Raw genomic sequence first — 14090 nt, forward strand, 5'->3', positions numbered from 1 at the left:
AGCCCGCCGTCCTTGCCGAGGGGGCTCGGCTTGTGTCCGAAAACGGCGCACCGGCTAGCGCAGCCGGTCGACGTACCGGTCCGTGCCGGGCACGGTGGGGATGAAGGGGGCCACCAGTTCCACCCTGCCCAGTCCCGCCTCCCCCACCGGCCCGTCCAGGTCCGTGAAGCACGCCTCCCAGCAGTCGCGCGGGTCCGCCTCCAGGAACCACAGCAGGGTCAGCCGGGTGTCGACTCCCTCCACCTGCTTCACATAGGTCATCCGGTCCCCGGGCAGCGGTGTCGGGCGGAACACGGTGACCATGGCGGCCGGGGAGCCCGCGAGGCGCTTGGGCAGGTGCCGCGAGCGCAGCCACTCCAGCAACTCGGCCCGCTGCTCCGGGGATTCGGCGTCGATCACCTCCACCACCAGGCCCGCGTAGGGGTGGTCGAGGGCGTGGAAGTCGCGCGGCCCCGCGGCGCCGTCCCGGTACACGGTCGCCTCGTGGTCCTGGAAGGCCGTGAAGACGTGCGTACGGTCCTGGTAGACCCGGGCGTCGCGGTTGAGGCGCCGGTTGATGGCGACGGTCCACTTCATGTGGTCGTCGTAGCGGCCCTCGGTGACCCAGTACGTCGAGATGTAGCAGCCGGCGGTGACGGGCTGGGCGATCGCCGACTTCTCGGGGTAGCGCAGGAGTTGGAGGTCACGGGTGGCCACCCAGCGGCGGCCGGCGTACATCCAGGGCATGGCCATGGCACCGGCGTAGTAGTGGTCGTCCTCGTACCAGCGGTTGTACGCGTACTCGTGGCCCGGGTGCGGTTCGACCATGGTGATCAGGGCGTGGCCCGGCCGTACCCCGTAGGGCCCCACGGCGGCCAGCTCGGCGTACACCTCACTGCGGGTTTCCTCGCTCACGTCGCTCCCCTTCCGTCCTCCGCCGGTCGCCCATACTCTGACGCCCCGTCAGATAATTGGCCATACCCCGGAGGCTCGGATGTCACTGCTCACGGGCAAGACCGTCGTCGTGTCGGGAGTCGGCGCCGGGCTCGGTCACCAGATCGCCGCCGCGGTCGTGCGGGACGGCGGGAACGCGGTGCTCGGGGCGCGCACGGAGGCGAACCTCGCCAAGAGCGCAGGCGAGATCGATCCGGACGGGGCGCACACGGCGTACTGCTCGACGGACATCACGGACGAGGGGCAGTGCGAGGCGCTGGCGGGACTCGCCCGGGAGCGGTTCGGACGGATCGACGCGGTGGTCCATGTGGCCGCCTGGGACAGCTACTTCGGCGGTCTCGAGGACGCCGACTTCGCGACCTGGCAGTCGGTGATCGACGTGAACCTGCTGGGTTCGCTGCGGATGACGCGGGCCTGTCTCCCGGCGCTCAAGGAGCGCGGCGGCTCGGTGGTGTTCATCGGGACGCAGTCGTCGGTCGCGGCCCCCACCCAGGTGGCGCAGGCGGCGTACGCGGCCTCCAAGGGGGCGCTGACGAGCGCGATGTACTCACTCGCCCGGGAACTCGGGCCGCACCGCGTCCGAGTCAACACCGTGCTGCCGGGCTGGATGTGGGGGCCGCCGGTGCAGGCGTACGTGCAGTTCACGGCGCACACCGAGGGTGTCCCGGAGGCGGAGGTGCTGGGGCGGCTGACGGGCCGGATGGCGCTTCCTGACCTCGCCACGGACGCGGACGTGGCCGACGCGGCCGTATTCCTGGCCTCCGACCGGGCCCGGGCGATCACAGGACAGTCACTGCTGGTCAACGCGGGGGAGCTGATGCGCTGAGGGCGGATTTCAGCCACGCCAAAAATTCATATACGTAAACGCGGGCCATCGAGCGGAACATTTTTGCCGTCTCTTGACCCGACGCTTGCTTGCCGTGATCATGCCACCCCACTCAGAGTTCACATGCCCGAACCCGGCAGCGGACCCTGGAAGGGGGCTCATGAACAGTCTCGACTGGGCCGTGCTCATCGGCTACTTCGGCGTGATGGTGGCGATCGGCGTCTGGTCGCACAAGCAGGTGGGCAACGTCAGCGACTTCTTCACGGCCGGCGGCAAGATGCCCTGGTGGCTGTCCGGCATCTCGCACCACATGTCGGGTTACAGCGCGGTGCTGTTCACGGGCTACGCGGGCATCGCCTACACCTACGGCGTCACCTCCTTCGTGACGTGGTCCTTCCCGATCGCGCTGGGCATCGCCATCGGCTCGAAGCTGTTCGCGCCGCGGATCAACCGGCTGCGCTCCAGGCTCCATGTGGCCTCCCCGCTGGAGTACCTGAAGAACCGTTACGACCTGAAGACACAGCAGGCCCTCGTCTGGTCCGGCATGCTGCTGAAGATCGTCGACGTGGCCGCGAAGTGGGCGGCGATCGCGACGCTGCTGTCCGTCTTCACCGGCATCACCCTGAACCAGGGCATCCTCATCACCGGCGCGATCACCGCCGTCTACTGCACGATCGGCGGCCTGTGGGCGGACGCGCTGACCGAACTCGGCCAGTTCGTCATCCAGTTGCTGGCCGGCATCTCGATGTTCTTCGCGGTCGTACTGAAGCTGAACGACAAGAACATCGGCTTCTTCGACGCCTGGAACCAGCCGGCCCTGCACGGCCACGGCAAGGGGCTGGTCGGACCGTACGGCACGGTCTTCCTGCTCGCGTTCCTCTTCATCAAGCTCTTCGAGTACAACGGCGGCATGCTCAACCAGGCCCAGCGCTACATGGCCACGGGCAGTCCCCGGGAGGCGGAGCGCTCGGCGCGTCTGTCCGCCATCCTGTGGCTGGTCTGGCCGGTGGTCCTGTTCTACCCGATGTGGATGTCGCCGCTCCTGGTCCACGCCCAGAAGCCGGACGGCTCCGACTCCTACGGCCTGATGACCGAACAGCTGCTGCCGCACGGTCTGTTGGGCCTCGTCATCGTCGGCTTCTTCTCGCACACGATGGCCATGTGCTCCTCCGACGCCAACGCGATCGCTGCGGTGTTCACCCGGGACGCGGCGCCGGTGCTGTCCAAGCGGGCCCGGGAGTGGGGCCAGCGCTCCGGACTGATCGCGGCCCGGGTGACCACGGTCGTCTTCCTCGGTCTGTCGATGACGGTGGCGACCCAGGTCAACTCCCCCACGTTCAAGGACATCATCACCGTCGTCATCAAGTGGGTTGCGGGTCTGATGGGCCCGATCGCCATCCCGATGATGCTGGGCCTGCTGCGCCCGTTCCGCCGCTCCGGCCCCACGGCGGCGCTGACCAGCTGGTCGATGGGCCTGCTCGCCTTCTGGCTGGTCAACTACCCGATCAACTGGAACGTCAAGGGCGGTGTCCCGCTGCAGTACCAGGTCTCGGTCCCGCTGGCGGTCTCCCTGCTCCTCTACATCCTCATCGGCTACCTCAAGCCCGAGGACACCCCGGACCGGCTGGCCATCATCGAGCGCATCAACACCGACGACGACAGCACGGCGGCCGCGGTCCCGGTCCCGGCGGGCGGGGTGGACGACACCCTGGGCAAGACGCCCGTGAAGGACTGAGCCGGGCGGAGTACGGCGGGCGGTGGCCCGGGTTCCTGACGAGCCCGGGCCACCGCCCTTACGTACCGTCGGCGGGCGACGGCCGTGGTGGCTACGCCCTCGGGTAGCGCGCCAGCCAGCCCGGGGAGGAGCCGGCCGGGCCGTGGAGGGCCGGGCCCTGGGTCATCTCCATGGCGAAGTCGTCGGCGAGTTCGAGGACGGTGGGGCGGCCCTCCAGTTCGGCCAGCCAGGCCGGGGGCAGCGCCGTCTCGCCGTGCAGGGCGCCCAGCAGGCCGCCGGTGAGGGCTCCGGTCGGGCCGGAGGGGCCGTCCTGGTTCACGGCGAGGCACAGGCCGTGCCGTACGTCCTCGCCGACCAGGGCGCAGTACACCGCTGCGGCCAGCACGCCCTCGGCGGAGCCGTCGCCGGCCAGTTCCTCCACACGCAGCGGTGTCGGCATGCCCTGCCGTACCGCGCCCAGCGCGTGCTGCAGCGCGTCCGACACCGGCTGGTGCCCCGGCCGCGCGGCGAGCAGCGCCAGCGCCCGCTGCACCGCGCCGTCCAGGCTGTCGCCCCGGGCCAGCGCGTGCACGATCACGGCGTACGCCCCCGCCGACAGGTAGGCGGTGGGGTGGCCGTGGGTCTGGGCCGCGCACTCCACCGCGAGCTGGACGACCAGTTGCGGCTCCCAGCCGACCAGCAGCCCGAACGGCGCCGACCGGGCGACCGCCTCGGGCCCGACCTCGGCGGGGTTCTTGGGCGCGTCCAGCGTCCCCATGGTGTCGTCGCCGAACCCGATCAGCAGCGAACGGGCCGGATCCCGGCGCGCGTACAGCCACTCCTCCCGTGCCAGCCAGCCGTCGTCCTTGCGCCGCTCGTCGGGCCCCCAGTCCCGCTGGGTGGCCGCCCAGCGCAGATAGGCCCGGTGCAGGTCGGTCGGGGGATGCCAGGCGCCGGTGTCACGGCGGACCTGGGCCCGTATCAGCCCGTCGACGGAGAACAGGGTGAGCTGGGTGAGGTGGGTGACGGCGCCCCGCCTGCCGAAGGCGAAGGCGAGGTCCGCGAGCCCCTCGGCGCCGTACGTCTCGCGGATCTGGTCGAGGTCCAGGGCGTCCACCGGCGCCCCGAGCGCGTCCCCGACGGCCGCCCCGAGCAGCGTCCCGCGCACCCGGCTGCGGAAGTCCTGCTGCTCGACCCGGCCCCACACGGCCCCGGTAGTCACAGTCACCAAGACCTCCCCTGCGGCACCGCCCGACGCATGACAGTCCAGCACTGTAATCGAACGGGGACGGTGCGTTCAGGGGGCATACGTGGATGGGAGGAGTGACGGAAGTGGCCCTTCATGACTGTTCATGGCCGGTTTTGACCGGATGTGCCGTCGCCTTGCTGATCGAGCCGGGCGAGGACGGCCGCTCGCTGCTCCCGTGCCCACGGATAGTCGGGGTTGAGTTCCAGGGCCCGGTCCAGGGCCGCGAGGGCCTCCGTGTGGCGGCCCAGGTTGCTCAGCGAGGCGCCGCGGCTGGCGTGGGCCGAGGCGTAGTCGGGGTCGATGGCGAGGGCACTGTCGTAGTCGGCGAGGGCCTCCTCGTCGCGGCCGGCCACGCGCAGCGCGTCCCCGCGTTCGCAGTGGCCCCAGCCCCAGTCGGGCCACAGCCCGAGGGCGTGGTCGAGGTCGGCGAGCTGCCGGGCCGGCTCCCCCAGCGCCCGCCATACCCGGGCCCGGCGGCCGAGCGCCCAGCCGTAGTCCGGCTTGAGCTCCAGCGCGCGGTCGAGGTCCGCGAGCGCCGCGTCGAACTCGCCCGCCCGCTCCCGGCTGGCCCCGCGCGACGCCCAGGCGAACTCGTTGGCCGCGTCCAGCCGGATGCCCTCGCTCAGGTCGCGCTCCGCGGCCCTGTCGTCGCGCAGGAGGCGGTGGAACTCGCCGCGCAGGGTGACGTTCCAGGCGTCGTCCGGCTCCAGCGCGACCACCCGGTCCAGCAGGGCGACCGCGCCCCGGTGGTCGCCGGTCCGGCTCAGCGTGACCGCCTTCGCCCGCAGCGCCCGTGTCAGGTCGGGATCGAGGGCGAGGGCGCGGTCGTACTCCTCCAGCGCGCGCCCGTCGTCCCGGTCGCGGGCGAACGCGTCGGCCCTGACGCTCCACGCCCGGGCCCGCCAGGGTTCGTCACCCCGGGCCCGGTCCAGGAGCAGCCCGAGCAGCGGGACCGTCCCGCCCGCCGCGACCGCTTCGGCGAGGTCGTCCGCCCAGGCGCGCACCGTGTCCGTGTCCGCGTCCTCCCCGGCCTCCGCGAGCAGGGCGATCCAGCGCCGTACGACGTCGTCGCCGTGGTCGCAGGCGTCGACGAGGTCGTGCAGGACCGCGGGCAGCGCGGCCCGGGGTGCCTCGCACAGCGCGTGGTAGGACTCGGCGAGGCGCAGGTCCCGCCACTGGCCGTCCGGCCAGAGCTGGTCGGAGGCGAGGTTCTGCTCGAGCCGTTCCCGCCACCGCCCGAACGCCCGGGCGAGCCGGCCGTGCCGCTCGCTCCAGGTCCGGGGGTACCAGCGGCGCTGCAGCCGCAGCATCGGCGCGCGCACCACGTCGTGGTAGCGGAGCCGGTCGCCGCGCTCACCGACGAAGGGCATGCCCCGCAACCAGCCGTACAGGGAGTCGAGTTGGTCGTCCGGGCAGTCGAGCACGGCCCGCAGGACGTCCGCGTCGAGCCATCTCGGCAGCGCCCCGGCCAGCGCGGCGGCCCGGCGTACGGGATCGCGCTCCCACTTCAGGAACCGCTCCACCGCGTCCGCGCTCGGGTCGTCGACCTCGTCCAGGCCGGCCGGGCGGGCCTCGGCGAGGGTGGAGACCAGCACCGGCAGTCCGCCGGTCAGCCGCAGGACCTCCGCGACGACGGGCTCGTCCCGCACGCCCCGGTCCGCGAGCAGCCCGCGTGCCTCGGCGTCCGTGAAGGGGCCGAGCGGCACGTCGGTGAGGAAGTCGGCGAAGCCGCCCCAGCGGGCGGTGTCGAGGGGGCGCTGTCCGGCGGTGACGACCACGACCGTCGCCGGCAGGGTGCCGTACCGGTCGGTGGTCATCACCTGGTGCAGCCATGCGTCGAGGACCGGTCCGGTGCGCTCGTACGTGTCGAGGAACAGGACGGTCCACGGTGCCGTGTCCGCCGCCTCGGACAGCGCGTCCAGCAGCACCGGGGTGAGTACGGCGGCCGGGTCCAGGACGAGTCGCACGTCCTCCTGGCTGCGGAAGCGGGCGCTGAGCCCGGCCCGCAACCGGTCGACGCCCTCGGCGAGTTGGGTGGGATCGAGGGCGCCGGCGAAGGGGCCGACCACGGGCACGGCCGCCGCGCCGATCAGCCCGGCCCGGGTCACCGCGAGGCTCCCCGCCGAGGGCCCGTCGCGGTCCGCCTCCGGGGCGGCGAGCACCGCCTCCGCCTCGTGCCGCCGCTCCCGATGGGCCGCGAGCAGCCGGTCGAGATCCTTGAACCGGTGCCCCTGAGCGGCGAACTGACGGCTGATCATCTCCAGCGCCTCCGGCAGGCCGGCGACGCTCTCGTCGACGTACGCGGTGAGCGCGCCCCGTTCACGGGCGATCTGCTCCAACTCCCGTACCAGGAACGTCTTTCCGACGCCCGCGTTGCCGTGCACATGGAAGCGGAAGCGGTGCCGCTCGTCCTCCGGCGGCAGGTCGAAGTTGCCGCGGAAAGCGGCCCGTTCGGCTGCTCTGCCGACGAAACCGGCGCGTCTGCGGCGGGCGATCAGCTCCTGCATCGACGGCCGCGACCCCCGTGCCTGCGCCACCGGTCCGTCCTCTCGTCCGGGAACCCCTCGCGTCGGCAACATTCTGGCCTACGGGGGTGAGGACGGCTGATCATCCCGGGCAAGATTGCTGTCATGTCCACCAACACACCCCCCACCACCCGTGCCCTCGATCTGACGGCCGCGCTGCTCACCGCCGGCGTGGCCCTCTACATCGCGCTCGTCGCCTTCGGGAACATCACCGACTTCGGGACGAACCAGGCGTTCGTGCAGCACGTCCTCGCCATGGACACCACGTTCAAGGACGACGACCTGATGTGGCGGGCGATCACCAACAAGGGCCTGCAGAACACCGCTTACGTCCTGATCATCGTCTGGGAGACCCTGGCCGCGCTCGTGCTGATCTACGCGACCTGGCTCTGGGCCCGGCGCGACCACGCCCGTGCCCGCACCCTGTCCGTCTACGGTCTGCTGATGCTGTTGCTGCTCTTCGGCGCCGGGTTCATCGCCATCGGCGGTGAGTGGTTCTCCATGTGGCAGTCGAAGACCTGGAACGGACTGGACGCCGCCCTGCGGGTGTTCGTGTTCGCCGGGATCACGCTGCTCGTCGTGCTGCTGAGCGACAACCGCCGTACCGACGCAACTACTTGACGACCGCGACCTTCGTGCCCGCGGTCCCGAAGGTCCACAGCGCCGCCCCGTCCGCCGTCCGCATCCGGACACCGCCGGTACGGACGCCGGACGCGGGCGGCGGTGAGGAGCCGTCGACCGCGTTGGAGAAGGCGATGTTGACGCCGGACTGGGCGGAGAAGTACACGATGTGCTCGATCTTCACACCGTCGGATCCGGTGATCGGGCCCTCGGTGCGGGTGCCGACCGTGTAGGTGCCCACGGCCGGGCTCACCGTGCCCGGCCAGACGGCGAAGGTGCGGCGGGCCGCGTCGCTCGCGTCGACCAGCCAGACCGTCTTCTGCCCGAGCGAGTACACGATCCGGCGCCCGGTCCCGGAGCCGTCCGGCACCTTGGCCGGGGCCGCGGTCCTCGTGGCGGAGGGGTGCGCGCCCGCCGAGGCCGACGCGTGCGGCCGGGAGGCGGCCACGTGCGGCTTCGTTCCCTTGTCGGCCTGCACGGCCAGGACGGCGACAGCGGCGATCGCTCCTACCGTCAGACCGGTCACCCAGACCTTCGGGGCTGGCACGGCACGCATCTCCTCGGTTACAGGACCCCTGGAACCTGTCGGAACAGGGGTCCGATCATCGTACTGTGAGGCTTCCGGTCCTCAGTCCAGCACGGGCAGCAGCTCCGGAAGGTGCCCGTCGGAGACCGTCGCGGCCCGCTGCCGTTCCTCCGGCACCTCGCCGTAGAGCGTGGTCCGCGGCCTCGCCGGCCGTCCGGCGGCGTCGGCCACGGCGATGAGGTCCTTGACCGACTTGTACGAGCCGTAGGAGGACCCGGCCATCCGGGAGATCGTCTCCTCCATGAGCGTGCCGCCCAGGTCGTTGGCGCCCGAGCGGAGCATCTCCGCCGCCCCCTCCGTGCCCAGCTTCACCCAGCTGGTCTGGATGTTGGGGATGTGCGGATGCAGCAGCAGACGGGCCATCGCCGTCACCGCGCGGTTGTCACGGACGGTCGGTCCGGGGCGGGAGATCCCGGCCAGGTAGACGGGCGCGTTGGTGTGGATGAACGGCAGGGTCACGAACTCGGTGAAGCCGCCCGTCTGCTGCTGGATGCGGGCGAGGGTGCGCAGGTGGCCGAGCCAGTGGCGGGGCTGGTCGACATGGCCGTACATCATCGTGGACGAGGAGCGGATGCCGAGTTCGTGCGCGGTGGTGACGACCTCGATCCAGGTCGCGGTCGGCAGCTTGCCCTTGGTCAGGATCCAGCGGACCTCGTCGTCGAGGATCTCGGCGGCCGTCCCGGGGATGGTGTCGAGGCCGGCCTCCTTCGCCGCCGTCAGCCACTCCCTGATCGACATGCCGGTGCGGGTGGCGCCGTTGACCACCTCCATCGGGGAGAAGGCGTGCACATGCATGCCCGGCACCCGCTCCTTCACCGCCTTCGCGATGTCGAAGTACGCCGTCCCCGGCAGGTCGGGGTGGATCCCGCCCTGCATGCACACCTCCACCGCGCCGACGTCCCAGGCCTGCTGGGCGCGGTCGGCGACCTGCTCCAGGGAGAGCGTGTAGGCGTCGGCGTCCGTCCGCCGCTGGGCGAAGGCGCAGAAACGGCAGCCGGTGTAGCAGACGTTGGTGAAGTTGATGTTGCGGGTGACGATGTACGTCACGTCGTCGCCGACCGCCGCCCGGCGCACGTCGTCCGCGATCCGGGTCAGGGCGTCCAGCGCGGGCCCGTCCGCGTGCAGCAGCGCCAGCGCCTCGGCGTCGGTGAGACGGGTCGGGTCGTCGGCCGCGGTCGCCAGGGCGGCCCGGACGTCGGTGTCGATGCGCTCGGGCACCATGCCGGGCGCCGCGGCCTCGCGCAGCTCCGCCCAGTCGCCGTACACCTCGTCGAAGTCGTCGCGGCGGTCGGACGTACGTCCCTCGGTGTCGATGGAGGTGTGCAGGTCGGTGCGGCCGGAGGCGGTGAAGGCCTCCTCGGGTTCCTGCCAGGGGTGCCCCTCGACCACGGCGTCCGGCAGGGCCAGCCCGGTCTCCGGGTCCGCCAGGGCCCGTACGTGCGGGCGCAGCCGCGGATCCAGCCAGGGTTCGCCCCGCCGGACGAACTCCGGGTACACACAGAGACGTTCCCGCAGCGCGAACCCGGCCGCCTTCGACCGTACGGCCAGCTCCTCGATCTGCGGCCAGGGGCGTTCGGGGTTGACGTGGTCGATGGTCAGCGGGGAGACCCCGCCCCAGTCGTCGATGCCCGCCCCGATCAGCCGCTCGTATTCGCTGTCGACCAGGTTGGGCGGGGCCTGCAGACAGGCGGCCGGGCCCATGATGTGCCGGGCGACGGCGATCGTCGCCACCAGCTCGTCCAGCTCCGCGTCCGGCATGCCGCGCATCGCGGTGTCCGGCTTCGCGCGGAAGTTCTGGATGATCAGTTCCTGGATGGAGTGGTAGGCGCGGGAGACCTTCCGCAGCGCGAACAGTGACTCGGCCCGCTCCTCGTAGGTCTCGCCGATGCCGATGAGGAGGCCGGAGGTGAAGGGCACGGAGGACCGCCCGGCGTCCTCAAGCACGCGCAGCCGCACGGCGGGCTCCTTGTCCGGGGAGCCGTAGTGGGGCCCGCCCGGCTCGGACCACAGACGGGTGGCGGTGGTCTCCAGCATCATGCCCATGGACGGCGCGACGGGCTTGAGCCGCTGGAAGTCGGTCCAGGACAGCACGCCGGGGTTGAGGTGGGGCAGCAGCCCCGTCTCCTCCAGGATGCGGATGGATATGGCGCGGACGTAGGCGATGGTGTCGTCGTAGCCGTGCGCGTCCAGCCACTCGCGCGCCTCGGGCCAGCGCTCCTCCGGCTTGTCGCCGAGGGTGATCAGGGCTTCCTTGCAGCCGAGGGCGGCGCCCTTGCGGGCGATGTCCAGGACCTCGTCCGGCGACATGAACATCCCGTGCCCGGTGCGGCGCAGCTTGCCGGGGACGGTGACGAAGGTGCAGTAGTGGCACTTGTCCCGGCACAGCCGGGTCAGGGGGATGAAGACGCTCTTGGAGTACGTGATGACGCCGGGCCGGCCGGCCGCCTCGAGGCCCGCGTCACGCACCCGGGCGGCGGACGCGGCGAGGTCGGTGAGGGCCTCGCCGCGGGCCTGGAGCAGGACGGCGGCCTCGGTGACGTCGAGGGCGACGCCGTCCCGGGCGCGTTTGAGGGCGCGACGCATGGAGTTCTCGGTGGGGCCGGTTCCGGGGGTCGCGGAAGTCGTCATTCTTCGAGCATAAGCTCGACCTGATCAGTGCCCGGAGGCCAGTCCATGGTCAGCCCAAGGTCACTCCAAGGTCAGTCCAGGAAGGCGGCGCAGCCGTCCAGCGCCCTCAGTACCTCCGCCTCCCCCTCCGGCGGTAGCTGGACCACGACCTCCTCGATGCCGAGGTCCGCGTAGTGGGCGAGCTTGCCCGGGGTCGGGAAGACGGCGTACGGGACGACCTGGAGGGTGGCCGGGTCGCGCCCTGCGTCGGTCCAGGCGGCGCGCAGCACGGGCAGGGACTCGGTCAGCCCGCGGCCGCCGATGGGCAGCCAGCCGTCCGCGTACTCGGAGATGTGCGAGAACAGCTTGGGACCGGCCGCCCCGCCGATCAGCGTGCGGGGCCCGACCACCGGTCCGCGCGGCTTCTGCGCCGGCTTCGGGTAGGCGGAGGAGGCCCGGACGCTCCCGAACTGCCCCTCGTACGCGGTCGGTTCGTCCGTCCACAGCGCCCGCATCAGCGCCATCCGGTCCCGCACCAGCTCCCGCCGCGTGCGCCACTCCACGCCGTGGTCGGCGGCCTCCTCGACGTTCCAGCCGAAGCCGAGGCCGAGGGTGAAGCGGCCGCCGGAGAGGTGGTCGAGGGTGGCGATCTGCTTGGCGAGGTCGATCGGGTCGTGCTGGGCGACCAGCGTGATACCGGTGCCGAGGCCGAGCCGTTCGGTCACCGCGGCGGCCTGCCCGAGGGCGACGAAGGGGTCGAGGGTGCGGCCGTACTCGGGCGGCAGCTCACCGCCCGCCGGGTAGGGCGTCACCCGCTCGACCGGGATGTGGGTGTGCTCGGGCAGATAGAGGCCGGCGAAGCCCCGATCCTCCAGCTCACGGGCGAGCCGGGTCGGGGTGATGGTCTCGTCGGTGAGGAAGATCGTTACGGCGATACGCATGACCCATCTGTACCGGCCGGGGGTGCGGATGTCCATACCGACCGGTCGGCACCTTGGTCACAGTGACCGTATGCAGACTGCCCCTGTCCGCGTACATGACATACCGTCGATCCCCGATTCCCTTCTCTTCCACGGCAGTTCACACCCGTACGGGAAGGTGGCCTCCATGTGTGAGGACGCGCACGGCATCGGACGACGAGCTCTGTTCGTGACGGGCGCGGCCGCCGCCCTTACGTTGGGAAGCGTGAGCTTCGCGGCGGCCGACGGCCAGGACCAGGAGACCAGGACGGTACGCGGCACCCTGCCCCCGGGTTCGCCGGACTTCGTCTACGTACCCGTCGAAGTCCCGTCCGGGGTACGGGAGATCAGGGTCGCGTACACCTACGACAAGCCGTCCGTCCCGGCGGGCACGCAGGGCAACGCCCTGGACATCGGCATCTTCGACCAGCACGGCACCGAGCTGGGCGGCCGCGGCTTCCGGGGCTGGTCGGGCGGGGCGCGCTCGGAGTTCTTCCTCCGCGCGGACGACGCGACGCCGGGCTATGTGCCGGGCCCTGTCCAGGAGGGCACCTGGCACGTGGCACTGGGCCCGTACACGGTGGCCCCGCAGGGCCTGTCGTACGAACTGACGATCACGCTGACGTACGGGGAGCCCGGCGAGACACCGCGGCCGGTGTACCCGCCGTCCCGTGCCCGGGGCCGTGGCCGGGCCTGGTACCGGGGCGACTGCCACTTGCACTCCTGGTACTCGGACGGCCGCCGCACCCCGGCCGAGATCGCGGCGCTGGCCCGTGCGGCGGGCCTGGACTTCATCAACACGTCGGACCACAACACACACGCCTCCCACCCCCACTGGGCCGAGGAGGCGGCCGACGACCTGTTGATCCTGTTGGGCGAGGAGGTCACGACCCGCAACGGCCATGTCGTGGCACTGGGAACGGACCCCGGGACCTTCATCGACTGGCGCTACCGGGCCCGCGACAACCGTTTCGGCCGTTTCGCCCGCGAGATCCACCGGGCCGGCGGCCTGGTGGTCCCGGCCCATCCGCACGCCACCTGCATCGGCTGCGGCTGGAAGTTCGGGTTCGGCGAGGCGGACGCGGTGGAGGTGTGGAACGGCCCGTACACGCCGGACGACGAGGTGACGCTGGCGGAGTGGGACAACATGCTGGTCGCCTCCGTCCGGGAGGGCCGTGCCTGGATCCCGGCGATGGGCAACAGCGACGCGCATCGGGACCCGGACGCCGTGGGCCTGCCCCAGACGGTGGTCCTCGCGGACGACCTGACCCGGGAGGCGATCCAGGCCGGCATCCGAGCGGGCCGCTCCTACGTCGCCGAGTCCGCGAAGGTCACCCTTACCTTCACGGCATCGGGCGCCCGGGGCGAACACGCCGGGATCGGGGAGCGGTTGAAGGTGCCCGCGGACACCCCGGTCACCGTCCGCGTGGAGGCCACGGGCGCCCCCCGCTGCACGATCCGCCTGGTCACGGACCAGGGCGTCCTGTACACGAGCGACCCGCTCCCGGTGGGGGGATCCGGGGTGGCGGAGTGGCGTACGACACCGGCGTACGCGGCGTACGTACGGGCGGAACTCCGGCACGAGACGGCGGCGGGGCCGGTGCCGGGGGCGCTGGCGGCGTTCACGAACCCGATCTTTCTTGGGCGCCACTAGGAGCCTCCGGCCCTCGCGTCTTCCAGGGCCGCCATGATCTCCGGCGCGTTCCTGATCAGCAGCCGGTGCCGGTAGGCCCGGATCACGGCTACTGCGCCCGCGAAGTCGTTGGCTGGGGAGGCTCCTACGGTGGCTGCGAGTTCGTCCTCGAACCGCTCCCGGTCGCCCGGGAAACCGTACCGGCTGAGCGTGCTGCAACCGGAAGAAGAAAGGCACCCGGAGCGGAACACCGTTGAGCGCCTGATCAACAAGCTGAAGGCCTGGCGGGGCATCGCTACTCGATACGACAAGACGCCCGAAAGCTACCTCGCCGGCCTCCACCTCCGCGCCTCGATGATCTGGATCACCGACCTCCTGCGCACCGAGGGACAGAGCAATGCCCCTGCAACCACAGGGAGTTGAGGGACCACACAACA

10 protein-coding genes and 1 pseudogene are annotated in these 14090 nt (G+C 71.6%); 5 read left to right on the forward strand and 6 right to left on the reverse strand.

From position 1 onward, the window contains the following. Positions 1–54: 54 nt before the first annotated feature. The gene (locus tag ABZZ74_RS09855) at positions 55–894 is read right to left on the reverse strand and encodes a hypothetical protein (protein WP_356762954.1); all 840 of its coding nucleotides are present in this window, start codon (positions 892–894) and stop codon (positions 55–57) included. A gap of 79 nt (positions 895–973) precedes the next feature. On the opposite strand from ABZZ74_RS09855, the gene ABZZ74_RS09860 reads away from it, so the two are divergent. Continuing rightward, positions 974–1759, forward strand: coding sequence for an SDR family oxidoreductase (locus ABZZ74_RS09860; protein WP_356762956.1), 786 nt, complete (start codon positions 974–976; stop codon positions 1757–1759). Between the two features lie 160 nt (positions 1760–1919). After that, entirely contained in the window at positions 1920–3494 is a 1575-nt protein-coding gene (locus ABZZ74_RS09865; RefSeq protein ID WP_356762958.1) for a sodium:solute symporter family protein, read from the forward strand. 91 nt (positions 3495–3585) lie between these two features. Here the strand turns inward: ABZZ74_RS09865 and ABZZ74_RS09870 are convergent, their stop codons facing one another. Continuing rightward, positions 3586–4701 carry an ADP-ribosylglycohydrolase family protein gene (locus ABZZ74_RS09870; protein WP_356762960.1) on the reverse strand — a complete coding sequence of 372 codons (1116 nt, stop codon included), beginning with the start codon at positions 4699–4701 and terminating at the stop codon, positions 3586–3588. 122 nt (positions 4702–4823) lie between these two features. Next, on the reverse strand, positions 4824–7259 hold the full coding sequence (locus tag ABZZ74_RS09875; RefSeq protein WP_356762962.1) for a tetratricopeptide repeat protein: 2436 nt from the start codon (positions 7257–7259) through the stop codon (positions 4824–4826). A 93-nt stretch (positions 7260–7352) separates the two neighbouring features. Here ABZZ74_RS09875 and ABZZ74_RS09880 point away from each other — a divergent pair, with 93 nt between their 5' ends. Then, a complete protein-coding gene (locus ABZZ74_RS09880) occupies positions 7353–7868 on the forward strand; it encodes a DUF2165 domain-containing protein (protein WP_356762964.1) in 516 nt (171 codons plus the stop codon). On the opposite strand, the gene ABZZ74_RS09885 is transcribed toward ABZZ74_RS09880, so the two are convergent. The 3 genes from ABZZ74_RS09885 to ABZZ74_RS09895 form a co-directional block, all read right to left on the reverse strand. Next, positions 7861–8424 (reverse strand): hypothetical protein, encoded by a 564-nt coding sequence (locus tag ABZZ74_RS09885; protein ID WP_208781433.1) that lies wholly within the window; start codon positions 8422–8424, stop codon positions 7861–7863. The genes ABZZ74_RS09880 and ABZZ74_RS09885 overlap by 8 nt on opposite strands. Positions 8425–8496: 72 nt before the next feature. Further along, positions 8497–11082 (reverse strand): bifunctional FO biosynthesis protein CofGH, encoded by a 2586-nt coding sequence (locus tag ABZZ74_RS09890; RefSeq protein WP_356762966.1) that lies wholly within the window; start codon positions 11080–11082, stop codon positions 8497–8499. Between the two features lie 71 nt (positions 11083–11153). Then, positions 11154–12002, reverse strand: a complete 849-nt coding sequence (locus ABZZ74_RS09895; protein WP_356762968.1) for an LLM class F420-dependent oxidoreductase — start codon at positions 12000–12002, stop codon at positions 11154–11156. Between the two features lie 166 nt (positions 12003–12168). Between ABZZ74_RS09895 and ABZZ74_RS09900 the strand changes: the two genes are divergently transcribed. Then, the gene (locus ABZZ74_RS09900) at positions 12169–13674 is read left to right on the forward strand and encodes a CehA/McbA family metallohydrolase (protein WP_356762971.1); all 1506 of its coding nucleotides are present in this window, start codon (positions 12169–12171) and stop codon (positions 13672–13674) included. A 213-nt stretch (positions 13675–13887) separates the two neighbouring features. Then, positions 13888–14076, forward strand: a pseudogene (locus tag ABZZ74_RS09905) (hypothetical protein); the annotation flags it as partial. Between the last annotated feature and the right edge of the window lie 14 nt (positions 14077–14090).

This window comes from Streptomyces sp. NPDC006476 (assembly GCF_040612015.1).
In the GTDB taxonomy this organism is placed as follows: domain Bacteria; phylum Actinomycetota; class Actinomycetes; order Streptomycetales; family Streptomycetaceae; genus Streptomyces; species Streptomyces griseorubiginosus_B.